Genomic DNA, 25,306 nt, shown 5'->3' on the forward strand with positions numbered 1-25,306 from the left:
TGGTAAGTTACGGCAATTAAGTTACTTTTGGTATATAAGCATGTCAAGTACTGAATCTCCCGCTCCACGCCGTCGCCTTGCGCGCGAAGATCGCCTGCGCCAACTGCTTGATGTGGCCTGGCAACTGGTACGCGAGGAAGGCACCGACGCACTGACTCTGGGCCGCCTGGCGGAACTGGCAGGCGTGACCAAGCCGGTGGTCTATGACCATTTCGTCACCCGCGCAGGCTTGCTCGCCGCGCTGTATGAAGACTTCGACGCGCGCCAGAACCAGCTGTTTGACGAAGCCCTCGACACCAGCAGTGCCACGCTGGCTGAGCGCGCGCAGGTGGTCGCCACGTGCTATGTCGATTGTGTGTTGCTGCAGGGTCGGGAAATTCCGGGGGTGATCGCGGCGCTGAGCAGTTCGCCGGAGCTGGAAACCCTCAAGCGCAAATACGAGGCGATCTTCCTCGACAAATGCCGCGACGCACTGGCGCCATTTGCCCCTGGCGCCACGCTGTCAAAGGCCGGGCTGCGGGCGATGCTCGGCGCGGCGGAAGCCCTTTCGCAGGCGGCGGCCAATGGTGAGATCAGCCGCGACGAGGCGCAGCAGGAATTGCTGGCGACGATCGTGGCGATGGTCAATCGCGGGCGCAGTTAAATAATTGCTCACGCGGGGGGAATAAAGCGGCGCGACGGGTGTTTACCTGAGTACGGCTTGTGAATACAGCACAAGGCCAGACCCCCAATTCGAAAACACCCAGGAGCTCGTCATGCTGAAAAAATTCTCCCTCGCTGCTGCCGTCCTGATTGCCTGTGCGTCGTCCATGGCGTTTGCCGCCCCGGCCAACGTGGCCGACAGCGCCAAAGGCAAAGTGCTGGTGGACAGCAAACCGGGCGACATCACCGGTGACGGCGTTGGCGGCAACTGGAACCTGGCCAAGCCCTAAGCACTTGTAGCAAACAGGCTTGCTGCTGGCAGTGAGCTTGTTTCGCCCAGTAAGCATTTGTGGCAAGCAGGCTTCTCGTGGCCAGCGGGCCTGTCGTGGCGAGCGGGCTTGCCACAGCAACCACGGCGGGCACTTTATTGTTCAGCGATAAACCGCTGAACCTTGCGCACCAACTGGTCCAGGTGCCGATCGCGCTGTTTCTCGGCATCCACCATCGCGCGCTTGCCGTGCTTTTGCAGCAGGTACGTGTGAATCTGCCGCACTTCCAGCGAGCTATAAATCGCCGCCACGTCCAGCACGCCCATCAAGCCGTCAGTGCCGTAGTCGCGGGTGTTCATCAGCACCTGCGTGCCGCGCGCGCCGCGTACTTGAAAACCCATCGCCACAAAAGCCGGGACCTTTTCCACCGCACAGGCCAACTCGGCGTGGGGATAGCGCGCCAGCACGTCCTCAATCATCGCGCGGGCCACACCCTGGCGGCGCCTGCCGGCCTGCACCGCCATGAACGCGATACCGCAGGCTTGCGGGTCATCTTTGACCGGCAGGTACAGGCAAAAGCCAACCAGCTGTTCCGCGTCCATCGCCACCACCAGCTCAACGGCAATGCCTTTCGAGCCGTTCAGTGCCTCCAGGTACAGGTGCACCTCAAAGCCAGTGGCGTACTGGTAGATGTTGTAGAGCAAGTTACTCGGCGGCAGCGCCACGCTGCTGATGTCGGTGAGGTTGTCCACCACCATCTGCAGGATCTGCGCGTTGATCGGCTCGGGGCACGGTGTGGTGTAGCGGGTAAGGCTGAACATGCAAATTCCTGGGGTTTCGCGTCAAGGCAGCGGCGATTGTACCTGTTGCAGCCGGGTCATGGCCCGCACACCTCGCGCAAACAACCGCGCAACCAGCGATGCGCCAGGTCGGCGTCCAGGCGTGGGTGCCAGAGCATGGCCACGGTAAACGTCGGTATCGATAGCGGCAGCGCAAAGCTGTAGAGCCCCTCGCGTTGGTTGACGGTGTAGCGTTCGGGCACGCTGGCGATCAGGTCTGTGTCGCGGGCCAGGGCAATCGCGGTGGCAAACCCGGCGACGATGGTGCTGATGTCACGGGTCAGGCCTTGTGCTTGCAGGGCCTCGTCGACCTGGCCACGGTCGAGCCCACGCCTGGAGACGTACACGTGCCGGCCCTCGGCAAAACGTTCGGCGCTGACGGCGCCCTGGCTCAGCGGATGGCCGCTGCGCACCACGCCGACCAGGCGATCACGAAACAGCGCCTGGGTCAGCACCTCAGGGCTGGCGCCGGGGTCGACCACACCGATCACCAGGTCGACGCTGCCCTCGCGCAGCAGCGCAGAGTCGTTGTCGGTTTTGTTGACGAAGTGCAAGCGCACGCCCGGCGCCTCCTGGGCGATACGCGCCAGCAACGCCGGGCCGAGGTTTTCGACAAATTCCTCGCTGGCGCGCAGCGTGAAGGTGCGCGCCACCTGCCCCATGTCCAAAGTTTGCGCGGGCCGCAATACCGCCTGCGCTTCCTGCACCAGTCGGCTGACCTGCTCACGTAATTCGAACGCGCGCGGCGTCGGCACCAGGCCGCGACCGGCGCGCACCAGCAAGGGGTCGCCGGTGGTTTCGCGCAAGCGTGCGAGTGCGCGGCTCATGGCCGACGGACTCAGGCGCAAGCGCTGGGCCGCACGCGCGACACTGCCTTCGGTGAGCAACACATCCAGGGTGATCAGCAAGTTGAGATCGGGCATGGGCAATCCTTATAAGGCGTTTGATGCACGTATAGGCTGCAAACCGTGCGCCTTCCGCCATATTAGGCGACGACGTAGATTGGCGACAGCTACCTTCATTCAAGGAATCGCCCCATGCCCACGTCTCCAAGCGGCAGCCTTGTCGCGCTGTCGCTGTCCATGTTGCTGGCCTCGCTCGGCACCAGCATCGCCAATGTCGGCCTGCCGCGCCTGGCGCAGGTGTTTGATGCATCGTTTCACGCCGTGCAATGGGTGGTGCTGGCCTACCTGCTGGCGATCACGGCGGTCATTGTCAGCGCCGGTAGCCTCGGTGATCGCTTCGGGCGCCGTCGACTGTTGGTCATGGGCTTGCTGCTGTTCACCGGGGCCTGCGCGCTGTGCGGCGTCGCGCCCACACTTGAATGGCTGATTGGCGCGCGCATCCTGCAAGGCCTGGGTGCGGCGGTCATGATGGCGATGACCTTGGGCATGGTCGGCGACACCGCCACCAAAGAACGCACCGGGCGCGTGATGGGCTTGCTCGGCACGATGTCAGCCGTGGGCACGGCCATGGGCCCCAGCGTCGGCGGCGTGCTGCTCGGTGTGTGGGGCTGGCGCGCGTTGTTTCTGGTGGGTGTGCCCTTGGGTGTGTTGGCTGCCGCCCTCGCCTGGCGCTATTTGCCGGTGGATCGGCAGCACGGCACCGCGCCTGCGCGTGAGGCATTCTGGGTGCCATTGCGCGACCCGGCATTGCGCGCCGGCCTGGCAATGAGTGCGTTGGTGTCAGCTGTGATCATGGCTACCTTCGTGGTCGGGCCGTTCTATTTGTCCCATGGCCTGGGGCTCGACGCCGCCGCAATGGGCCTGACGATGGCGGTCGGGCCCTGTGTCTCAGCGCTCAACGGCTTACCGGCGGGCCACTTCACCGACCGCTTCGGCAGCCAGCGCATGACCCTCACGGGGTTGGGCCTCATGGCCTTCGGCGCCTTGTCACTGTCTCTCGCCGCAGGCCTGTTGGCGTACCTGGCCTCGCTGATTCTGTTGACGCTGGGCTACAGCCTGTTCCAGGCCGCCAATAACACTGCGGTGATGAGCGATGTCGCAGCCTCGCGACGCGGCACGATTTCCGGCCTGCTGAACCTGTCGCGCAACCTCGGCCTGATTGTTGGCGCCTCGGGCCTGGGCGCAGTGTTCGCCTGGGCCAGCCCCGATGTAACCCACGCCACAGGGCAAGCCGTGGCTAATGGCCTGCACGTGACCTTCGCCGTCGCACTGGCCTTGATCATCGCCGCCAGCACCTTTGCCTGGCGCCGCCACAGCGCCGTGAACGGCCTGCAGAACACCCGTTGAGGCAAAAAAACAAAAAAGGCGTTGCGCCAGACCGGGTTACATCGCGCATCATGGGCACTTTCAAGCTCAAGGGTAACGTCCATGCGCGTGCTGTCATTGATGATGGGTCTTACGACGCTGGCCGCCAGTCTGGCGTTCTGCGCCAGCGCGATGGCGAATGAAGAAAGTCAGTTGGTGCAACAGATCAATCAGTACCGCAGCCAGGTGCAGCGCTGCGGTAACCAGGGTTCCCAGGAACTGCCACCCTTGGCCAGCGATACGCGGCTGGTGCTGCCGGCGACCAATGTCGGCGACTTGCAGCAGGCGTTGGCGCGGGCCGCGTACCCGATGGTCAACGTGCAGGCCATCAGCCTGTCAGGCCCCAAGGATGCCCAGGCGGCCATGAAGGCCGTGCGCGAAAGCTTCTGCCGCGTGGTGCTCGACCCACAATTTGTCGACATCGGCGTGAGCAACAGCGGCCAGGACTGGCGCATCGTGCTGGCACGCCCGCTGCTGTCCAGCGGCCTGGGCGATTGGCAGACCGAAGGCAAGCAATTGCTCAACCTGGTCAATGCCGCCCGCGCGCAACCGCGCCAATGTGGCACCCAAGCGTTCACCGCAACCACGCCGCTGTCATGGAACGATGACTTGGCCGGTGCCGCCAACAGCCACACCCGCAACATGGCCAACGGCAACTTCTTCGACCACCTCGACCACGATGGCCGCACACCCGGCGACCGGGCCGAGCTGGCCGGGTACATCGCGAAAAACATCGGCGAGAACATCGCGGCGGGCCTCGATACCCCGAGAAAAGTCGTGGACGGCTGGCTCGCCAGCCCAGGCCATTGCGCCAACTTGATGAACCCGCAATTTCGCGAATTGGGCGCGGCCTATGCCATGGACCCGAAGAGTGACGCCGGGATTTATTGGACCGGGGTTTTCGGTTCGCAATAACGGCCAGGCGGCAGTTATCACGCCGCCCGACTCATCTATTCATTTGGAGTGAGCATCAAAGTGCCATCTCATGGATAATCGCGCTGAACTGGCAGCGTCCATGCAGGTCTGTAGCTGGATGTGCTGATGTTTACAGGCATTCAGAGGCCGCGGCAAATAAGGTGTTCACCCGATGATGAATTGGCTGCAAAGCAGCAGCGACATGGCTGAAAGGGTTCGCCGGCACGATTGGGCCAGTACACCCCTGGGCCCGCTTGAGCAGTGGCCCGATGTACTCAAGACCACCGTTGCGCTGTGCTTTGCCTCAAGCTTCCCCCACGCCATTGTTTGGGGGCCACACTTGATCACGCTCTACAACGATGCATTTGTGCCTATTCTTGGCGATAAACCGTATTCATTGGGGCGGCCGTTCAGCGAGACCTGGAGTGAGGTCTGGGATGAGGTCAGTCCAATAGCTGACGCAGCCTTTCAAGGGCATGCGACCTACGTCGAAAACTTTCCGTTGGTGATTGAGCGCGGTAACGGCCCCGAACAGGCCTACTTCACATTTTGCTACAGCCCTTTGCGCGACCCTCAAGGCACGGTCGTTGGCATGCTCAATACCGTCACTGAGACCACCGCCACCGTGTTCCTCGCACGCCGCCTGGCCGTACTGGATGCCATCGGCAGCGCCGTGACCAACGCCACCGACGCCGAAGCGATCATGACCACCACCACGCGTCTGTTGGCCGAGCACCTGTCAGTGTCCAATTGCGCCTATGCCGATATGGACGCCGATGAAGACGGCTTCACCATTCGCGGCAACTGGGCCGCGCCCGGCTCGCCAAGTATCGTCGGGCGTTACAGCCTGGCGTCGTTCGGCGCCCGTGCGGTCAAGCAGTTGCGTGCCGGTGAAGCGCTGGTGATTCGCGACAACCGCGACGAATTCCCGCCAGAAGAATCGGCCAGCTACCAGGCCCTGGGCGTCACGGCGACCGTGTGTTTCCCGCTGATCAAGGACGGGCGCCTGACCGCGCTGATGGCCGTGCACCACAAATCCGCGCGCCTGTGGTCGCCGTACGACCTGGCGTTGGTGGGTGAAGTCACCGAGCGCTCCTGGGCGCATATCGAGCGCGTGCGCGCCGACGCTGCCGTACGCGAAGGCCTTGCCGCCATTACCGAGCTGAATGCGACGCTGGAACAGCGGGTAGAAGAACGCACCCACGCCTTGACCCAGGCCGAGGCAGCGCTGCACCAGTCGCAAAAGCTCGAAGCGATTGGCCAGTTGACCGGTGGCGTGGCCCATGACTTCAACAACCTGCTGACGATTATTCGCTCCTCGGTGGACTTCTTGCGCCAGCCAGGTTTGTCCGAAGAGCGGCGCCAACGCTACATGGGCGCCGTGTCGGACACGGTCGAGCGCGCCAGCAAGCTCACCAGCCAACTGCTCGCCTTCGCCCGTCGCCAGCCGCTGAACCCGGAAGTCTTCGATGTGTGCCTGCGGGTGAAAAACATCGGCGAGATGCTCGAAAGCGTCACCGGCGCACGCATCCATGTGCAGATTGAGCTGCCGCACCAGCCTTGCTACGTGCGCGTCGACCCCAGCCAGTTCGAAACCGCATTGATCAACATCGCGCTCAACGCCCGGGATGCCATGGACGGGTGCGGCACCCTCACGCTGCGCGTGAGCACGCTGACGGCGCTGCCACGCATTCGTGGCGAGGCCGAAGCCCGCCAACCGTTTGTGGCGATTGCACTGGCCGATACCGGCAGTGGCATTGACGACGGCACCGTGGAGCGTATTTTCGAGCCGTTCTTTACCACCAAGGCTGTGGGCAAAGGCACTGGCCTGGGCTTGTCGCAGGTGTTCGGATTTGCCAAGCAGTCGGGCGGCAACGTCGATGTGGCCAGCCACCTTGGCAACGGCAGCGTGTTTACCCTGTATTTGCCCGAAGCGGAAGCTGCGGCTATGCCGTCCAACCTGATGCAGGACGCGCGCAGCCTGGCTCACGACACCTCGCTGTGCCATATCCTGATCGTCGAAGACAACCTGGAAGTCGGCCGTTTCGCCAATCAGATCCTGCAGGACCTGGGCTACCAGACCACCTGGGCCACCCATGCCGAACAGGCACTCACGCTGGCTGGCCCTGCAGTTACGGGATTCGACGCGATTTTCTCGGACGTGGTGATGCCCGGCATGACCGGCGTGGCCATGGCCAAGCTGCTGCGCGAACGCCGCCCGGATCTGCCGGTGGTGTTGACGTCGGGCTACAGCGAAGAGCTGGCCGACAGTGGTTACGACGGCTTTGAATTCCTGCCCAAGCCCTACTCCGCCGAGCAGGTGGCGCAGGTGTTGGCCAAATCGATGCGCAAGGATTGAGGCTTTATTCCGCCACCGCCACTTGATTGCGGCCCATGGCCTTGGCGCGATACAGCGCCTTGTCGGCGGTGTTCATCAGGCTGTGCAGGTCCTGGTCGAGGCTGCGGGTAGTGGCCACGCCGAGGCTGGCGGTCAAGCCCTGCACGGGCGCTGAAGCCAGGCCCGAAATCGCCTTGACCAGTTGCTCGGCGATGCCCCGCGCGGTCTCCAGCGACGTATTGGGCAACAACACCGCAAACTCCTCGCCCCCCAGCCGGCCATACACATCGGCCTGGCGAAACGACGCACTGATCACCCCGCCAATCTGGCGCAACACCTGGTCGCCGGCCTGGTGGCCGTAGGTGTCGTTGATGTCCTTGAAGTGATCCATGTCCATCATCAATGCGCACAGCGGCTGCTGGTTATGGCGACATTGCTCATACAACAGCTGGGCATGTTCGAAGAATGCGCGGCGATTCATCAGCCCGGTGAGTTCATCGGTCTGCGCGGCGCGGGTAGAAATATGGTGGGCACGTTCCATTTGCCGGGTCAGGCGAAAGGCTTTTTCCAAGGCATCGGAAAATTTGCGTGTGGCGCTGACCACGAAGGTCGAAAACACCAACACCGCCACCGCCACGCCCACTTGCATCGGCGATGGCTGGAACAGCAACCACAGCGTGCACGGCAATAGCACCAGCGCCATGGAGCCCATGGTCATGTAGCGATAGGCGGAATAACAGGACACTGCGCTGACCGACATGCCGACGGTAAACAGCATGACCAGCACTTGCGATACACGATCGTCGGGGGGCATGACCGCCAGGGCGCCAATGCCCCAGACACCCGCAGAGAGCATCAGCGTGACCCAGTAACGGCGTTCCCAGCGGTCGGGCGTGCGCTCGTTGTCAGGGCAGCGAAACCACTCGGTGAACATCTTGACGCGCAGCAGGGATGTGACCGCCAGCACCACCAGCCAGACCAGCATGACATTGTGGTCAAAACGGTCCCAGCACAGCCAGCAGAGCATGACGGCGCCCAGGTAACTGCCGAAAATGGCGGCGAACGATTGGCGAAACAGCTGGTGCAAACGGTCCGTTCGCACCTGCTCCTCGATAAAGCAATCCTGTTCCTGTCCACGCCCAAGGCCGTTCATTAAATACGCCTGCTTCGACTGCCACGACAAAGGCGCCATTGTGGCACCCTGCCAGTAGCGCGGACAACAGAATCCGCCATGCTAGAGCCCTTAAAGCGTTTCCGGGCGCAGAATCAACACGCCCAACGGCGGCAGGTTCAACGACAGCGACACCGGTTGCCCATGACGCGGCTCATCCTGGGTAAACACTTCCCCGCCATTGCCGAAGTTGGAACCGGCATACATGTCGGCATCACTGTTGATCAACTCGCTCCAACGCCCGGCAAACGGCACGCCGACCGCATACGCCTCACGCGGCACCGGGGTGAAGTTGGCGACCACCAGGACCGGCTTGCCGTCTTTGCTCCAGCGTAGCCAAGCGTAGACGCTGTTGATCGCATCGTCGCCGATCAACCATTGGAAACCTTGCGGGGCGTCGTCCTGTTCATGCAGCGCCGGTTCCTCGCGGTACAGACGGTTGAGGTCACCAACCAGCTTCTGCACGCCCCGGTGTTCGGGGTATTGCAGCAAGTACCAGTCCAGCTGCTGGTCGTGGTTCCATTCGCGCCATTGGCCGAATTCGCAGCCCATGAACAGCAGTTTCTTGCCGGGGTGCATCCACATGAAACTCAGGTAAGCGCGCAGGTTGGCGAACTTCTGCCAGCGGTCGCCGGGCATCTTGTCGATCAGCGAGTGCTTGCCGTGCACCACTTCATCGTGGGAAATCGGCAGGATAAACCGCTCGGACCAGGCATACACCAGGCCGAAACTCAACTCGTTGTGATGATGGGCGCGGTACACCGGGTCTTGCTGGATGTAATGCAGCGAGTCGTGCATCCAGCCCATGTTCCACTTGTAATTGAAGCCCAGGCCACCTTGCTGCGTACTCTGGCTGACGCCGGGCCAGGCGGTCGACTCTTCGGCGATCACCAGCGCGCCCGGCGCTTCCAGTGCCACCACATCGTTCAAGTGGCGCAGGAAGTCGATGGCCTCCAGGTTCTCGCGGCCGCCGTGGCGGTTAGGCACCCACTCACCGGCTTTACGCGAATAGTCGCGGTACAGCATCGAGGCCACGGCATCCACACGCAAACCGTCGATATGGAAGTGTTTAAGCCAGTGCAACGCCGAGGCCAGCATAAAGCCGTGCACTTCGGTGCGACCCAGGTTGTAGATCAGCGTGTCCCAATCCTGATGGAAACCTTCCAGCGGGTTGGCGTATTCATACAGCGCCGTGCCGTCGAACTGGGCCAGGCCGTGGGTGTCGGTGGGAAAATGCGCCGGCACCCAGTCGAGGATCACGCCAATATTGGCCTGGTGCAGGGCGTTGACGAAAAAGCCGAAATCTTCCGGCGAACCAAAACGCGCACTTGGGGCAAATTGCGACAGCGCCTGATAGCCCCAGGAACCGCCGAACGGGTGTTCCATGATCGGCATCAGTTCGATGTGGGTGAAGCCCAATTCCTGCACATACGGAATCAGACGCTCAGCCAGTTCGCGCCAGCCGTACTGGCGTGACACTTCACCGGCTTCGTCCAATTCGCACTGCCAGGAACCGACGTGCAGCTCATAGATCGACAGCGGTGCCGTGGGTTTCTGCTTGTCGGCGCGCAACTGCATCCACTCATGGTCTTGCCAATCCACCTGCAACGGCGCGGCGACTTTCGACGCGGTGTCGGGCGGCAACTGAGTAGCCAAGGCCATCGGGTCGGCCTTAAGTGGCAGAATGCCGTGGGCGCCGAGAATTTCGTACTTGTAGGCTGCGCCCGGTTGCAGGCGCGGAATGAAGATCTCCCACACGCCGGACGGGTGACGCAGGCGCATCGGGTGACGGCGGCCATCCCAGATATTGAAATCGCCCACCACCGACACGCGCCGCGCATTCGGCGCCCACACGGCGAAGCGCACGCCTTGCACGCCGTCGACGCTGGTCACCTGGGCGCCGAGGCAACTGCTCAGGTCACGGTGATTGCCTTCGGCAAACAGGTACAGGTCCATTTCACCGAGCAGCAACTGGCTGAAACTGTAGGGGTCTTCGGTGATTTGCTCGCCGCCGGCCCACTGGATCTTCAGCAGGTATTCCTGGCGAGTGGCGAAATGCCCGACAAACAGACCCGGCACTTGGGTTGCGTCGAGGCTGCCAATCTGTTCACCGCTGTCGCGGGCCAAGACCTTCACACTCAAGGCTTCAGGCAGGAACGCGCGGATAAATTGCCCGCCCTGCTCGTCATCATGGGGCCCGAGAATCGAGAACGGGTCGTGGTGTTCGGCTCTGACCAGTGCTTCGACGTCCTTGGACGCCGGCATGGCCGTCAACTTCGGTTGCAGCGGTTCTTTATTTGTAAAGCTCATGACGTCTCCCCACCGCGTGCAGTTTTCGATATAGGTGTTAGCCCACTGAGCAGGCCGTGCAAACCTTGCAACGGCACCGGCAACCAGGTCGGGCGATTTTCCGCTTCGTAAGCCACTTCGTACGCGGCCTTCTCCAAACTGAACAACGTCAGCGCGGCGCTCTGGCCTTTGGCATCCTGCCAGTCATGCGCCAGTGTAGTCGTAGCCTGATGATAAGCCTGGATAAATGCCTCACGCGCCTCACTCAAGTAACGGTCGGTCACGCGCTTGCGGGCGATGTCCGCTTGCGGCGAGTGATCCACGCCTTGCACATTCAGGGCCATGGCGGCAGCGTAATCAAACGAACGCAGCACACCACTCACATCTTTATACGGGCTGTGCTTGCCGCGCCGTTCATGCAGCGGACGCGCCGGTTCGCCTTCAAAGTCGATCAAGTAGGCATCGCCTTTCACCACCAGTACCTGGCCCAGGTGCAAGTCACCGTGGACGCGGATCCGCAGGCCGCCCGCCGTGGCTTTCGCCAGGGCCTGGACGTGAGCGCCGATGGCTTTTTTCTGCGCCAGCAACTCACTGACCAGCGCCTGATCGGCAGGGTTCAATTGGCTTTGATGAAGTTTGAGCAATTGCAGGGCGCGGTCGATCTGCGCGCCGACATCCTTGGCCCAGGCCTGGGTGTCCTTGACGGTAGTCGCTTCGGGCTTGAAGTCTTTATTGGCGGTTTTCGCCGCCAGCACCACGTGCATTTCACCCAGGCGCTGGCCGAGCAGGCCGGCAAAATCCTGCAACTCGCCGAGGGCGTTGTAGTGCTGTTCCTGTTCAGAAATGGCTTCGGCCAGCTCGTCGCGAATCGCGCGCTCCAGGCTGTTCTGTGTCCAGGCCCAGGCATCGCCCTGATTGCTCAAGTAGCCTTGGGCAATCATCAACAGGTTGTCTTCGCCCTGGGCATAGCGACGAATCATCGAACCGAGCAAGGGCGAAATGTTCGGGTAACCGGCGGCGGTCAGGTAGGCGCTCATTTCCAGCTCCGGGTGCACACCGCTGCTGACTTTACGGATCAGCTTGAGCACCAGGCTTTCGCCCACCACCACCGAACTGTTGGACTGCTCGGCCGACAGGTAGCGAACCTGCGACTCATCGCTCAGGTGCAAACTGGCCAGGTGCGGCGTGGCCTCAAAGCGCAAATCGCCTTCAGGGGTGTTCAGTACGGTGCCGGCTTGCAAGCCGTGGATCACCGCACGAATAAAGTGCTCAAGGCTGAAGGCATCGGTCACCAACCCCACCTGACGCGTGCGGCGTACACGGGCCAGGGCCAGTTGCTGCGGCAAGGCGCTGGTGAACTGGTCTTCGGCGAGGAAGCCGAACGGCAGCTGATAACGACTGACCTGGCCGCCGCTGCTGACCTCAATTTCGCTCAGCAGCACCGGGTGCTGTGGGTCGCCGAAACGCACGCCGTAGGCAATGCGCACGCTGTCGATGGCCACGTCCTTGCCAGCGAACCAACGCCGCTTGGGCAGCCAGGCCGGCAGTGACGTCTGCTCCAGGGTGGTGCGGCACGGCTCTTCGAGCAACTCTTCCATGCGTTTTTTCAATACCAGCGTGGTGAAGTCCGGGATGCTTTGCGCCGGTTCCACATGCCAGCTCGGCATCTGGTTTTCCGCCGCCAGCACGAACCAATAGAAACCGTACGGCGCCAGGGTCAGCAGGAAATTCAGCTGGCCAATCGGCGGGAAGGCATTACCGCCGAGCATTTCCACCGGCACCATGCCGGCGAAGGCCGACAGGTCCAGCTCAGCCGCCTGGGCACTGCGCGACACGTTGGCCACGCACAGGATGATTTCCGTGCGCCCGTCTTCGCCGGTGAATTCACGGGTGTAGGCCAAGATGCGGCGGTTGCTCGGCGAAAGCATCTTCAAGCTGCCACGGCCAAAGGCCTTGGACTGCTTACGCACCGCGAGCATGCGCCGCGTCCAGTTGAGCAGCGAATGCGGGTCCTGGGCCTGGGTTTCAACGTTGACCGACTGGTAGCCGTAAAGCGGGTCCATGATCGGCGGCAATACCAGGCTGGCCGGGTCGGCGCGCGAGAAGCCGCCATTGCGGTCGATGGACCACTGCATCGGCGTGCGCACGCCGTCGCGGTCGCCCAAGTAGATGTTATCGCCCATGCCGATTTCGTCGCCGTAGTACAAGGTCGGCGTGCCGGGCATCGACAGCAGCAGGCTGTTGAGCAACTCGACGCGGCGGCGGTCACGCTCCACCAGCGGCGCCAGGCGCCGACGAATGCCCAGGTTGATGCGGGCACGACGGTCAGCGGCGTAGTAATTCCACAGGTAGTCGCGCTCTTTGTCGGTGACCATTTCCAGGGTCAGTTCATCGTGGTTGCGCAGGAAGATTGCCCATTGGCAATTGGCGGGTATCTCCGGGGTCTGGCGCAAAATATCGGTGATAGGGAAGCGATCTTCCTGGGCCAGGGCCATGTACATGCGTGGCATCAACGGGAAGTGAAAGGCCATATGGCATTCATCGCCGTCATCGCCCTTCTTGTCCCCAAAATACAGCTGCGTGTCTTCCGGCCACTGGTTGGCTTCGGCCAGCAGCATGCGGTCCGGGTAATGGGCGTCGATTTCGGCGCGGATCTGTTTAAGGACGTCGTGGGTTTCCGGCAGGTTTTCGTTATTGGTGCCGTCGCGCTCAATCAGGTAGGGAATGGCGTCCAGGCGCAGGCCGTCGATGCCCATGTCGAGCCAATAGCGCATCACCGACAGCACCGCTTTCATGACTTGCGGGTTGTCGAAATTCAGGTCCGGCTGGTGGGAGTAGAAACGGTGCCAGAAGTACTGGCCGGCGACCGGGTCCCAGGTCCAGTTGGACTTTTCGGTGTCGAGGAAGATGATGCGCGTGCCGTCGTACTTCTGCTCGTCGTCGGACCAGACGTAGAAGTCCCGCGCCGCCGAACCCGGCTTGGCCTTGCGTGCACGCTGGAACCAGGGGTGCTGGTCTGAGGTGTGGTTGATCACCAGTTCGGTAATCACCCGCAGCCCGCGTTTGTGCGCCTCGGCGATAAAGCGTTTGGCGTCGGCCATGGTCCCATAGTCGCTGTGCACGCCACGGTATTCGGCGATGTCATAGCCGTCGTCACGGCGTGGCGAGGGGTAGAACGGCAACAGCCAGATGGTGTTCACACCCAGGTCGGCGATGTAGTCGAGCTTGGCGATCAGCCCGGGAAAGTCACCGATGCCGTCGTTGTTGGAGTCGAAATAGGATTTGACGTGAACCTGGTAGATCACCGCGTCCTTGTACCAGAGCGGGTCTTTGATAAAGGTGGCAGCCTTGGGTTTCTTCGCCATTGGAAACTCCTGAAAATTCTGAAAAAACCGCCTGAAGGAATACGGTCATTGTGGGAGCTGGCTTGCCTGCGATAGCGGTCTACCAGTGACATGTGCATCGCCTGACACAGTGCTATCGCAGGCAAGCCAGCTCCCACATTGGATCCTCATCGGTCTGAAGATCGGGCCGGGCTCAGGATGTTGTGATTCGCCAGATTCCAAATGGGGTGTGCGGCTCCAGCCGCGTCCACTGGGTCTTGCCGTACCAGGTCCAGCGATGGCCGCTCATCAAGTCTTCGCCCTGGGTCTGGGCATCATCCGGCAAGCCCATTTCCCACAGCGGCAATTCGAAGTTCGCTTCCTGGGCATTGAACGGATCGAGGTTGACCGCCACCAGGATGAAGTTACTGCCGTCTTCGCTGCGCTTGCCGAAGTACAGAATGTTGTCATTCCAGGCGTTGTAGAGCTTCAGGCCCAGGTGCGTTTGCAGCGCCGGGTTCTGCCGGCGAATGCGGTTGAGCTGGGCGATTTCGGCAATGATATTGCCCGGCGCCGTGAAGTCGCGCGGGCGGATCTCGTACTTCTCCGAATCCAGGTACTCTTCCTTGCCCGGCACCGGCGCGGCTTCGCACAATTCGAAGCCTGAATACATGCCCCACAGGCCCGAGCCCATGGTGGCCAACGCGGCGCGAATCAAGAAGCCTGGGCGACCCGACTCATGCAGGAAGCCCGGGTTGATATCCGGCGTATTGACGAAGAAGTTCGGCCGGTAGCACTCGCGCCACGGCGACTCGTTCAACTGCGCGAAGTATTCACTCAGCTCGGCCTTGGTGTTGCGCCAGGTGAAATAGGTGTAACTCTGCGAATAACCGACCTTGCCCAGGCGCGCCATCATCGCCGGGGTGGTGAATGCTTCGGCAAGGAAGATCACCTCGGGGTGCTTCGAACGTACATCACTGATCAACCATTGCCAGAACGGCAGCGGCTTGGTGTGCGGGTTGTCGACGCGAAAGGTCTTCACGCCCTCTTCCACCCAGCCGACCACGATGTCGCGCAACTCAGTCCACAGGCTCGGGATCGAGTCGGCGGCATAGAAGTCGACGTTGACGATGTCCTGGTATTTCTTCGGCGGGTTTTCGGCGTATTTGATCGTGCCGTCCGGGCGCCAGTTGAACCAGCCGGGATGCTCTTTGAGCCACGGGTGGTCCTGGGAGCACTGGATCGCAAAGTCCAGGGCGATTTCCAGGCCATGGTCGGCAGCGGCCTTGACCAGGCGGCGGAAGTCGTCGCGGCTGCCCAGTTGCGGGTGGATGGCCTCGTGGCCGCCCTCCTCGCTGCCAATCGCATACGGGCTGCCAGGATCATCGGGGCCTGCCGTCAGGGAATTGTTCTTGCCTTTACGGTGGCTGCGGCCAATCGGGTGGATCGGCGGGAAATACAGCACGTCGAAGCCCATGTCATGGATCATCGACAGCCGTGAGTGCACATCGTTAAACGTGCCGTGGCGCGCGGGATCGTCGGTGATCGAGCGGGGAAACAGCTCGTACCAGCTAGCGAACTGCGCAGCCTCACGCTCCACATCGATCGGGTAGACGGGGCTGACGCTCAAGTAGGCACGGTGATCGGCCTGGGTCATCAAGTGCGCACTGTCTTCGTGCAGGAACTGTGCGACCTGCTCGGTTTCCAGCAGCCCGGAGAGTTCGTGGTGCAGCAGCATCAAGCGGTCACGCAGCTCATTGTCACTGCGCTCGGCTGCCTGCAGCACCAGGCTGCGGCCTTCCTGCAACTCAAGGCTGACTGGCACGCCGGCTTCGTGCTTTTTACGCAATTCGTAGCAGAAGCTGGCAAACGTATCGATCCAGGCTTCAATGCAGTATTCGTGGGGGCCTTGCTGATCGACCGTAAACGCGCCTTCCCAACCGTTATTGCCGACGTCGGCCATGACCACGCTGTGCCAGCTTTCGTCTTGCCGCGGGCGCCAGCGGATCAGCACGGCCAGCTTGTCGTGGCCGTCGGCAAACACCTTGCTGGTGACAGTCACCCGTTGGCCAACCACCGCCTTGACGGCAAATTCGCCGCCGTCGATCACCGGTGCAGTACTTTCGATAGCGATCCTGGGCAATAGCAACGCCTGGGACAGCGGTAATGTGGAGTCGTCTGGAGCCAGTGTTTCAGCAGTCATCGAGCATCTTCCCCTTACGCCCTGTGGACGCTCTTTGCTTGATCCGAATTCTGAGGCGGCAGCGCTCTCCCTGAGCAGGGCCGTAATAGGTCCGAGCCTGCCGTGAGTGCAAAAGTTCAGGTGGATGTACCGCCATTGGGCGGGGAATCAAATCTCCCCGGCGGTTGTCCACCGGTAGAGCAAAGCACAAAGGAGGCCACACCGATGAATATCCCGATTCCGGCTGAAACACCTGACCCGAACATCGACGACCCGACATTACCGCCTGCGCAGCCACCGCCGATTCCTGAACAGGAACCCCCTGAAAATGAGCCGCCGCCCGTGCAGGAACCCCCAACGAGCGAGCCGCCGGTCATCCTCTGACGTATTCGCTGTAGGTTCGGCGTCCGCTTGCTCGATCCGTGCAAGGGTGGCACTTGCACCAAGACGTGCAGGCGGACGTTAATAGTCGAAATTTCCCACTTACTTAAAAGGGAAAGCCCTAACTCCACCAGACCCGATACTTCCCATACTGACTTTACGCTGGTCTCAACGCCAAGTCCGAGGCCCCAGCGTTCAGCCGATCCGTCTATGAGGAATCATCATGTCGACCATCTCTACCCCATCGCAAGCTCGCTCAGACGCACCGCCAATCCACACTATTTCCCCCGTCAGCCCCCCGGCACCTGAAGTCGTGTCTGCCAAAGCCGTGGACGACCTGCTCCAGTCCGGCCCCAACAGCGCCAGGGAGCCAATGCGCCCCGATAAGCCGAGGATGACGCCTGAAAGCCGGGCCAAAATCGAAGCAGAGCTCGACGACCTCAGTGCCCAGCTAACCCCTAAAACGCTCGACCACATGATGCGCCACCCTAAATCCGAGCAGTCAAAAGCCCACTTCGAAAAGATCGACCGCGTGTTGACCGCAGACAACATCAAAGGCGTGTTGAGCGGCCCGAACGCGGCGTCCTGCATAAAGACCCTTGGCAAGATCGAGACCCAATTAAAACAAGAGTCGATCATCACTGCGTTCGATCCTGTCGCGAACGAGCAGGTCGAAGCCTACCGCAAACATGTGGACTCGATACTGTTTGATCTAAAGGCCCGTTTGATAATGGCCCCGGAGAGCGGTCGCTTTGAAATGGTCCGCGACTTTTCCCGAAAAGAGCAGCCCCGCCTGACGAGCATTCAAGACTATCTAAATGACCTTCACGCCAAGGGTAGCCACCTTTGCGACATTGCCACCGAGGTGCATAAAGCGATCGGGGGGCTGCAATTTTCACATCCTGAAGGTTTGAGGCCAGAGATATACCGCGAACCTGACCACGCACAGCATTCCAAAACCTACAGCTTCAGTAATACCGCGGCATCTACCCTTGAACACCCCTGCGAAATCAGGAATTTCGTCTCTGACCGAGACAAAATCGACGTCACCGGTATTAGTAAGCAACTCAATAAACCCCTGCACTGGGTCAACCAGTTATCCGGCGCCAGTGGTGAAATGCAGTTGAAATACTCACGTGAAAATAATGCCACTGTGCTGGTGATTTCCGGCAACAAAGGGGAGCCCGCGCTGGTCGCGAAGATATTCGGCCAAGTGAAGGAAAAGGACTTACTGGTCTGACCGGTGGTCATCAGTGGCCTCGAATGCTCTGACAATCCTGGGCATCACGCTAAATACCGCCAAGGCCAACAACGTACTGAGCACCGCTGTAGATTCACGGCCCATTCCGGCAGCGACCCCAATCGCTGCGGTCATCCACAGGCCGGCGGCGGTGGTCAGACCTTTGACATGGCCCTCTTCATCTTCTTTGCCTTTGAGGATAGTGCCGGCGCCGAGAAAGCCGATGCCCGCAATGACGCCCTGCACCACGCGACTCATGGCATCGGCCTGATTGCCGGACATCTGTGGCACCAGCACAAAGAGGGCTGCGCCCAACGCCACCAGCATATGGGTGCGTACACCCGCCGCCTTGCCTTTTTGCTCGCGCTCAAACCCGAGAATACCGCCCAGGATCGCGGCGATCAGCAAGCGCACGGTGATCTGTGTCAGTTGCCTGGCATCGCCGATGTCAGCGAATTCGGCTTGCAAGGTTTGCCACACTTCATGCCACCAGGCGTCCATGGAAAGCAGTCCTTTGTAAGAGTTGGTAAAAGGTTGACAGCGGCGACCGCCAGTCAGTTGCCTGGAACCGTTGACCCGGCCCCGAACCCTAACGTTCACCAGCTCTGGGAAAGGAAATCACCATGCCAGTCCGTATCGAAAACCAGACGTGCTATTTCAAGGTCGACGAAAACGGCCAGGAGCGCAGCCTGCCCGCCCCGGATGTGACAGTCAGTACCGACAGTCTCAAAGCCATGTCTTTTGTCACAGTGGATAACGACAGGATCTACATCACCGAAGCCGAGGCCGACGCATTGACAGTGGCCGGCGCAGAGGACGGGCGCAAACACTTGAAGGCTACCGACAGTGATTCGGTGATCTGATTGATCTGTATCAGCACTCGATTGAAACCGCTGCATTCCATACGCCACGGGGTGCAGCAGATCGTCGCAGGCCTGTTTGAGTAACCCATCTGATCTGCTTTTTATCGCCGTAGCTGAGTCTGTTACGCAAACAGTGTGGCGTTCATAGTTCATTTGCCTGATGGAGGCTGATGAGCGAACGACCATGAGCGAAAGAATCCCAACCGTGGAAACCTTTGAGCCCATACACCCAAAGAAGGTGAAGGCCAAATCCAGTGACAACCTGATCCATACCCGCAGTTTCACCGGCCTGTTCCGCACCTTGCGCGTGAGCGGTGCAGGCCTGCTGTTTCTGGCGTTTTTCGGCACTGTGTGGCTGAACTGGGGTGGGCGCCAAGCGGTGCTGTGGGACCTTGCTGAAAGCAAGTTCCATATTTTCGGTGCGACGTTCTGGCCTCAGGACTTCATCCTGTTGTCAGCGCTGCTGATCATCTGCGCCTTCGGCCTGTTTGCCGTTACCGTCTTCGCAGGTCGAGTGTGGTGCGGCTACACCTGCCCGCAAAGCTCGTTTACCTGGCTGTTCATGTGGTGTGAAAAGGTCACCGAAGGCGAACGCAACCAGCGCATCAAGTTGCAAGCGGCGCCCTGGAGCCTGAACAAGCTGACGCGACGGTCAGCCAAACATACGTTATGGCTGGGCATCAGCGTGCTTACCGGGCTGACGTTTGTCGGCTATTTCACACCCGTTCGCCCCTTGGCCATGGAGCTGCTGACCTGGCAAATGGGCGGCGTGAGCCTGTTCTGGGTGCTGTTTTTCACCGCTGCCACCTACCTCAACGCCGGTTGGCTGCGTGAAGCGGTGTGCATGCACATGTGCCCCTATGCGCGGTTCCAGAGCGTGATGTTCGACAAGGACACCCTGACCATTTCCTACGACGCCGCGCGTGGAGAAAACCGTGGGCCACGCAAACGCGAAGCCAAGCCTGCCGACGTCGGACTGGGTGATTGCATCGACTGCCAGCTCTGCGTGCAAGTGTGCCCCACCGGCATCGATATCCGAGACGGCCTGCAAATGGAATGCATCGGCTGCGCAGCCTGCATCGATGCCTGCGACTCGATCATGGACAAAATGGGCTATGCCCGTGGCCTGGTCAGCTATACCAGCGAACATCAACTGCAGGGCGGTAGCACCCAACTGCTCAGGCCACGGCTGATCGGCTACAGTGCCGTGCTGCTGGTGATGATCGCGGCCCTGGTGGTGGCCCTGGTGGGTCGGCCGATGGTGTCGCTGGACGTGACCAAGGACCGTGGCATGTTCCGCGAAAACAGCCAGGGCTTGATCGAAAACATCTACAGCCTCAAGGTCATCAACAAAACACAGCAGCGTCAGGACTACCGCCTGGAGCTGGTCGATGCTGAAGGTTTCCAGTTGCAGGGCAAGACCGAGATCAGCCTGGCGCCGGGGGAAATCAGCGATGTGCCGGTGTCGGTGGCGTTGCTGGCCGATAAGCCGGCAAGCAGTTCGCAGACCTTGCGGTTCAAGGTCACGGATGTGGATGAACCGTGGGTCTACAGTGCTGCCGACAGCCGCTTTGTGGCGCCGATGAACCGCTGAGCTCCCACATTTAATCCTGCGTTTAATTTTAGAAAGCTAATTAGGCCCTCATGAAACGCTACGAAAAATTCGCCGATGACATCGCAGAACTGATCCGCTCCGGCGTCCTCGGGCCCGGCCAGCGCGTGCCGTCAGTGCGCTATGCGAGCCAGACCCACGGCGTCAGCCCGTCCACGGTATTCCAGGCTTACTACCTGCTGGAGCGCCGTGGCCTGATCCGCGCACGGCCGCGTTCCGGTTACTTCGTCAACACCCACGCGCCGAGCCCATTCTCCGAGCCGGTGGTGAGCGAGCAGGTGCATGAGTCCACTGAAGTGGACGTGAGTGAGCTGGTGTTTTCGGTGCTCGATTCCATCAAAGACCCCAACACCGTGCCCTTCGGCTCGGCCTTCCCCAGCCCGATGCTGTTTCCGCTGCCACGCCTGGCGCGCTCCCTGGCCAGTGCCAGCCGTGAGATGGACCCGCGCCTGGTGGTCACCGACATGTCACCCGGCAACCCGCAATTGCGCCGGCAGATTGCCCTGCGCTACATGGTCGGTGGGCTGATGCTGCCCATGGAAGAATTGCTCATCACCAACGGCGCCCTGGAAGCGCTGAACCTGTGCCTGCAGGCGGTGACCGAGCCCGGCGACCTGGTGGCGATTGAAGCACCGGCGTTTTATGCCTGTCTGCAAGTGCTGGAGCGCTTGAAGCTCAAGGCCGTGGAAATCCCCGTGCACCCGCGCGACGGTATCGACCTCAACGCCTTGGCACAAAGCCTTGAGCGCTACCCGATCAAGGCCTGCTGGGCCATGACCAGTTTCCAGAATCCCATGGGTGCCACGGTGCCGGAGGCGAAAAAACAAGCACTGGTAGAACTGCTGCGCAGCCACCAAGTCCCGCTGATCGAAGACGATGTGTATGCGGAGCTGTATTACGGGCAACAGGCGCCGAAGCCGGCCAAGGCCTTCGACACCGAAGGCCTGGTCATGCACTGCGGCTCCTTTGCCAAGAGCCTGGCCCCGGGTTACCGCGTCGGCTGGGTGGCGGCCGGGCGCTATGCGCAGAAAGTCGAGCGTTTGAAACTGATGACCTCACTGTGCCCCTCGATGCCCGCCCAGGCGGCAATTGCCGACTACCTGCAACATGGCGGCTATGACCGGCACCTGCGCAAATTACGTTACGCTCTGGAAGAACAGCAAAGCGCCATGCTCGCGGCCATCGCGCGTTACTTCCCGGCACAGACACGGGTCAGCCAGCCGGCCGGCGGGTACTTTCTGTGGCTGGAACTGCCGGAAAAGACCGATTCGTTGAAGTTGTTCCAGATGGCCCTGGCCCAGGGCATCAGTATTGCGCCGGGGCCGATTTTCTCGGCGACCCAGCGCTTTCGCAACTGCATCCGCTTGAACTATGGCAGCCCCTGGACTGAGGCGTCGGAGAAGGCGATGGAGACGCTGGGGCGGATCGTTCGCTCTTTTTGAGCTGGAACCAAATCGAAGCCTGGACCACATAGGAAGGCGCACTTTTCCCACACTGGAATGTGCGTTTTCTTAGTCAACATCAAGGATTTTTATGAACCCCTTATCGCCCTCAGGTTTTAATCCCTTGCCTGTCCCACCCAACTACATGCGTGCAGCGGAGCAAAATCAAGTGCGCGAAATGACCGGCCCCATGGGCCGGCCACCCGGCGACCACCGCTCGGCAGAACGGATTATCGAGCAAAGCCGGGTCATGAAACGCTTCCTGGAAGGCCGCGATCATTACCAGGTGGGTGAAGACCTCAAAAAGCAGGTCGGTGACTGGACGGATGCCAACCCCGATCCGCAAGCCAGGGCCGATGCGGCCTACGACCTCGACAAGGTACTGCGCTTTATCGATAACGTGGACGACCGAACCCTGAACGCCAGCCATAGCCGCAACGGCTATATCGACGGGTTTTCCGAAGACGGCTTTGGCAACCTGCACAACTCGGAAGCCTCGCTGCTCCAGCAGTTTTCCTGGCACGGCTATGAAACGCTGCGCTATCTGCCAACCTGATCAGGCAACACGTTAACGACCGCCGCCCAAATCCAGGAATGTACCCGTGGCGTACGAAGCCTTGTCCGACAGCAACCAGATAATCGCTTCCGCCACTTCATCCGGGCGCCCGCCACGGGCCATGGGGATACCGGATTCCAGTTTGCTGACGCGGTCCGGGTCGCCGCTGAGGGCGTGGAAGTCGGTAAAGATATAGCCAGGGCGCACGGCGTTGACGCGAATGCCCTCACCCGCCACCTCTTTCGACAGGCCAAGGGTGAAGGTGTCCAGCGCGCCTTTGGAGGCGGCGTAGTCGACGTATTCGCCCGGCGAACCCAGGCGTGCGGCCACCGACGACACGTTGACGATACTGCCGCCCTGCCCGCCATGTTTGGGCGACATGCGCAGCACCGCGTGCTTGGCGCACAGGATCGGCCCCAGCACATTGGTCTTCAGGATTTTCAGGATGCGGAATTCGGACATCTCATCAACCCGCGATTTTTGCCCGACGGTGCCGGCGTTATTGACCAGCGCGGTGACACGCCCCAGCTCAGCGTCCACGCGGTGGAACAGCGCAATAACCTCATCCTCGATGCTGACGTCCGCACGCACCGCGATCGCCTGGGCACCCAGGCCACGAACCTGCTCCAGCACACGGTGGGCGGCTGCTTCGTCAGACTGATAGTTGATGCAGATGCGGTAACCCTCGCGGGCGGCCAGCAATGCCGTCTCGGCGCCGATACCACGGCTGCCCCCGGTGATGATGACGACTTTGTCCATGCGTGCGGTCTCCTGATTCAACCATTTGTTTAAGGTTGGATCCAAGAATACCCGTCACCCACGGCTTTTGTCAGGCGCTGCTGCAGCTTCGGCCCGCAGGATGTCGGCCATGAAACCGTCGGCCGGCAGGGGATGCCCCAGCAAGTAGCCTTGCAGAGCGTTGCAACCCAAGCGCGTCAGGAAACGCTGTTGCATATCGGTCTCTACGCCTTCGGCGACAATCCGCAGGCCAAGGGCCTGGCCGAGGGCAACGATGGCCGAGACGATGGCAGCGTCGTCGCTGTCGTGTTCCAGGTCGCGGACAAAACCGCGGTCTATCTTCAGTTCGTTGGCCGGCAGGCGCTTGAGGTACATCAGGCTGGAATAGCCGGTGCCGAAATCGTCGATGGACAGGTCAACGCCCATGTCCGACAGCTCCTGCAATACCGTCATGCTCGCGTCGGCATCGCTCATGGCAGTAGTTTCAGTGATTTCCAGGGTCAGGCTATTGGCCGGCAACTGATGGCGGTCGAGCGCTGCGGCGACACTTTTGACCAGCCCGGCATGGCAGAACTGCAATGCCGACAGGTTCACCGCGATGCGCCAGTCTTCATAACCCTGGGCGTACCACAGGCGCATCTGACGACAGGCTTCATTCAGCACCCACTCGCCGATGGGGATGATCAACCCGGACTTCTCCGCCAACTCGATAAAGGCGGCCGGCAACAATAAGCCCTGCTGCGGATGCTCCCAGCGCAACAGCGCCTCGGCACCCACCGGGAGACCGCTGAGCGCGTCGAACTTGGGCTGGTAATACAGCCGCAGTTGATTGTGCTCAAGGGCATTGCGCAGGTCCTGCAACAACTGCAGTTGTTTGCGCGCATTGGTGTTCATCGACACATCAAAGAAGCTGTAGCCGTTCTTGCCCATGCCCTTGGCGTGGTACATCGCGGCGTCGGCGTTCATCAACAGTTCCTGTGGGTTGCCGCCATTGCCAGGGTACAGCGCGATGCCGAGGCTGGCGGAAATTTTCAGCTCATGCTCGGCCACCGTGAACGCCCGATTGATCAGGCCGACCTGGCGCTCGGCGAGGCCCATGGCATCGTCCGGCTGGGTCAATTGCACCAGCAACACGAATTCATCACCGCCGATGCGTGCCAGCGTGTCCTGGCTGCGCAGATCCTCGCGCAGACGCAAGCCCACTTCGCGCAGCAATTGGTCACCCATGTGATGACCAAAGGCATCGTTGACCGGTTTAAAGCCGTCCAGGTCAATAAACATCAGGGCAAAGCAGCCGCCCTGCTCGTTCACGGCCTGGATGGCTTGCTGAATGCGGTCGGCGAGCAAGGTGCGATTGGGCAGGCCGGTGAGCATGTCGTGCAGGGCCAGGTGGGTCAGTTCCTGATTGGCCAGGGTCAGGGAGTCGGCGAGTACGGCGGTGCGCGCTTCGAGGCGCGCGTCGAGCAACGAGGTCAGCAGCGCGATGATCAACACCGCCAGGCTGGTGACCAGCACCAGATTGTCCAGGCCCTTGCCGCTGAGCCCCGTCAACGCGGCGCCGCAGAAACTGTTGTCATCAAACTGCGCGGCGGCCATGCCGGTGTAGTGCATGCCCACAATCGCAATGCCCATCACCACGGCTGCGCCACCACGCGCCAGGCGCACGTAAGGTGTGTTGCGACGCAGGTTGAAGGCGATCCACAGCGCAGCGCCGGAGGCCCCGACAGCAATCAGCAACGAAGCACCAAACAGGGTTGGGTCGTAATCGATACCGGGGGTCATGCGCATGGCGGCCATGCCGGTGTAGTGCATGCTGCTGATACCTGCCCCCATGATCAGCGCGCCAAACGCCAACTGCCATGCCGGCAGACGGGGTTGGCTGACCAGCCATAAGGCGAAGCCGCTGGACAACACCGCAATCAGTAGCGACAGCGTGGTGATACCCAGGTCAAACCCGAGGGCAAATGGCAGGCGCAAGGCCAACATGCCAATAAAGTGCATCGACCAGACACCGACGCCCATCGCCAATGCACCGCCCGCGATCCACCCATAGACGGCGCGGCCTTTGGCGGTCGCGATGCGGCCGGCCAGGTCCAGCGCGGTGTAGGACGCCAGGATCGCGACGAACAGTGAAATCACCACCAGGGAGGGGGAATAGCTACCGATCAGCATGGGGATTTCTCAGAACTGACGGGCGTGGAACGCCCGTGCCAGATGGCAAAGCGGGCGATTGTAG

Annotated in this window: 20 protein-coding genes; 11 read left to right on the forward strand and 9 right to left on the reverse strand. The window is 61.2% G+C overall.

The genetic code is table 11. The features are described from left to right. Nucleotides 1-40: 40 nt before the first annotated feature. Together L8I05_RS24680 and L8I05_RS24685 are read left to right on the forward strand one after the other, a co-directional pair. On the forward strand, nt 41-643 hold the full coding sequence (locus L8I05_RS24680; protein ID WP_242171998.1) for a TetR/AcrR family transcriptional regulator: 603 nt from the start codon (nt 41-43) through the stop codon (nt 641-643). Nucleotides 644-755: 112 nt separating this feature from the next. After that, nucleotides 756-932 (forward strand): hypothetical protein, encoded by a 177-nt coding sequence (locus L8I05_RS24685; RefSeq protein ID WP_242172000.1) that lies wholly within the window; start codon nt 756-758, stop codon nt 930-932. 134 nt (nt 933-1,066) lie between these two features. On the opposite strand, the gene L8I05_RS24690 is transcribed toward L8I05_RS24685, so the two are convergent. Continuing rightward, nucleotides 1,067-1,732 carry a GNAT family N-acetyltransferase gene (locus L8I05_RS24690; protein ID WP_242172002.1) on the reverse strand — a complete coding sequence of 222 codons (666 nt, stop codon included), beginning with the start codon at nt 1,730-1,732 and terminating at the stop codon, nt 1,067-1,069. 56 nt (nt 1,733-1,788) lie between these two features. Next, the gene (locus L8I05_RS24695) at nt 1,789-2,673 is read right to left on the reverse strand and encodes a LysR family transcriptional regulator (RefSeq protein ID WP_242172009.1); all 885 of its coding nucleotides are present in this window, start codon (nt 2,671-2,673) and stop codon (nt 1,789-1,791) included. 114 nt (nt 2,674-2,787) lie between these two features. Here L8I05_RS24695 and L8I05_RS24700 point away from each other — a divergent pair, with 114 nt between their 5' ends. The 3 genes from L8I05_RS24700 to L8I05_RS24710 all read left to right on the forward strand — a co-directional run bounded on the left by L8I05_RS24700 (nt 2,788) and on the right by L8I05_RS24710 (nt 7,294). Then, a complete protein-coding gene (locus tag L8I05_RS24700; protein WP_242172011.1) occupies nt 2,788-4,002 on the forward strand; it encodes an MFS transporter in 1,215 nt (404 codons plus the stop codon). Nucleotides 4,003-4,083: 81 nt separating this feature from the next. Then, nucleotides 4,084-4,935 (forward strand): CAP domain-containing protein, encoded by an 852-nt coding sequence (locus L8I05_RS24705; protein ID WP_159957031.1) that lies wholly within the window; start codon nt 4,084-4,086, stop codon nt 4,933-4,935. A 172-nt stretch (nt 4,936-5,107) separates the two neighbouring features. Beyond that, on the forward strand, nt 5,108-7,294 hold the full coding sequence (locus L8I05_RS24710) for an ATP-binding protein (protein WP_242172015.1): 2,187 nt from the start codon (nt 5,108-5,110) through the stop codon (nt 7,292-7,294). Between the two features lie 4 nt (nt 7,295-7,298). Here the strand turns inward: L8I05_RS24710 and L8I05_RS24715 are convergent, their stop codons facing one another. The 4 genes from L8I05_RS24715 to L8I05_RS24730 form a co-directional block, all read right to left on the reverse strand. Beyond that, nucleotides 7,299-8,465 carry a diguanylate cyclase gene (locus L8I05_RS24715; RefSeq protein WP_242172016.1) on the reverse strand — a complete coding sequence of 389 codons (1,167 nt, stop codon included), beginning with the start codon at nt 8,463-8,465 and terminating at the stop codon, nt 7,299-7,301. Nucleotides 8,466-8,516: 51 nt separating this feature from the next. Then, nucleotides 8,517-10,754: a 1,4-alpha-glucan branching protein GlgB gene (gene glgB, locus L8I05_RS24720; RefSeq protein WP_242172018.1), complete on the reverse strand. Its 2,238-nt coding sequence runs from the start codon at nt 10,752-10,754 to the stop codon at nt 8,517-8,519. Continuing rightward, entirely contained in the window at nt 10,751-14,098 is a 3,348-nt protein-coding gene (gene treS, locus L8I05_RS24725) for a maltose alpha-D-glucosyltransferase (RefSeq protein WP_242172021.1), read from the reverse strand. Before treS ends, glgB begins: the two co-directional genes overlap by 4 nt. Before the next feature lie 172 nt (nt 14,099-14,270). Further along, nucleotides 14,271-16,259 (reverse strand): alpha-1,4-glucan--maltose-1-phosphate maltosyltransferase, encoded by a 1,989-nt coding sequence (locus L8I05_RS24730; protein WP_242172022.1) that lies wholly within the window; start codon nt 16,257-16,259, stop codon nt 14,271-14,273. A gap of 204 nt (nt 16,260-16,463) precedes the next feature. Between L8I05_RS24730 and L8I05_RS24735 the strand changes: the two genes are divergently transcribed. Continuing rightward, a complete protein-coding gene (locus L8I05_RS24735) occupies nt 16,464-16,622 on the forward strand; it encodes a hypothetical protein (RefSeq protein ID WP_174245633.1) in 159 nt (52 codons plus the stop codon). A gap of 220 nt (nt 16,623-16,842) precedes the next feature. Next, the gene (locus L8I05_RS24740) at nt 16,843-17,859 is read left to right on the forward strand and encodes a M10 family metallopeptidase C-terminal domain-containing protein (RefSeq protein WP_242172024.1); all 1,017 of its coding nucleotides are present in this window, start codon (nt 16,843-16,845) and stop codon (nt 17,857-17,859) included. Here the strand turns inward: L8I05_RS24740 and L8I05_RS24745 are convergent. Then, nucleotides 17,848-18,360 (reverse strand): MgtC/SapB family protein, encoded by a 513-nt coding sequence (locus L8I05_RS24745; RefSeq protein ID WP_242172031.1) that lies wholly within the window; start codon nt 18,358-18,360, stop codon nt 17,848-17,850. The genes L8I05_RS24740 and L8I05_RS24745 overlap by 12 nt on opposite strands. Before the next feature lie 122 nt (nt 18,361-18,482). Here L8I05_RS24745 and L8I05_RS24750 point away from each other — a divergent pair, with 122 nt between their 5' ends. The 4 genes from L8I05_RS24750 (at nt 18,483) to L8I05_RS24765 (ending at nt 22,332) form a co-directional block, all read left to right on the forward strand. Continuing rightward, the gene (locus L8I05_RS24750; RefSeq protein WP_242172033.1) at nt 18,483-18,722 is read left to right on the forward strand and encodes a DUF3203 family protein; all 240 of its coding nucleotides are present in this window, start codon (nt 18,483-18,485) and stop codon (nt 18,720-18,722) included. A 184-nt stretch (nt 18,723-18,906) separates the two neighbouring features. After that, complete coding sequence (ccoG, locus tag L8I05_RS24755) at nt 18,907-20,316, forward strand: cytochrome c oxidase accessory protein CcoG (RefSeq protein ID WP_242172036.1); 1,410 nt, start codon at nt 18,907-18,909, stop codon at nt 20,314-20,316. A 50-nt stretch (nt 20,317-20,366) separates the two neighbouring features. Further along, complete coding sequence (gene mapR / locus L8I05_RS24760; protein WP_177018848.1) at nt 20,367-21,776, forward strand: GntR family transcriptional regulator MpaR; 1,410 nt, start codon at nt 20,367-20,369, stop codon at nt 21,774-21,776. A gap of 124 nt (nt 21,777-21,900) precedes the next feature. Beyond that, a complete protein-coding gene (locus L8I05_RS24765; RefSeq protein WP_242172039.1) occupies nt 21,901-22,332 on the forward strand; it encodes a hypothetical protein in 432 nt (143 codons plus the stop codon). A 12-nt stretch (nt 22,333-22,344) separates the two neighbouring features. Here L8I05_RS24765 and L8I05_RS24770 read toward each other — a convergent pair whose 3' ends face one another. Beyond that, nucleotides 22,345-23,091 carry an SDR family oxidoreductase gene (locus L8I05_RS24770; protein ID WP_242172042.1) on the reverse strand — a complete coding sequence of 249 codons (747 nt, stop codon included), beginning with the start codon at nt 23,089-23,091 and terminating at the stop codon, nt 22,345-22,347. A gap of 54 nt (nt 23,092-23,145) precedes the next feature. After that, on the reverse strand, nt 23,146-25,242 hold the full coding sequence (locus tag L8I05_RS24775) for an EAL domain-containing protein (RefSeq protein WP_242172045.1): 2,097 nt from the start codon (nt 25,240-25,242) through the stop codon (nt 23,146-23,148). Nucleotides 25,243-25,306: the final 64 nt, after the last annotated feature.

It is taken from the genome of Pseudomonas sp. MONT-RG-20F-20-E-7-02, from assembly GCF_022662395.1.
Classification (GTDB): domain Bacteria; phylum Pseudomonadota; class Gammaproteobacteria; order Pseudomonadales; family Pseudomonadaceae; genus Aquipseudomonas.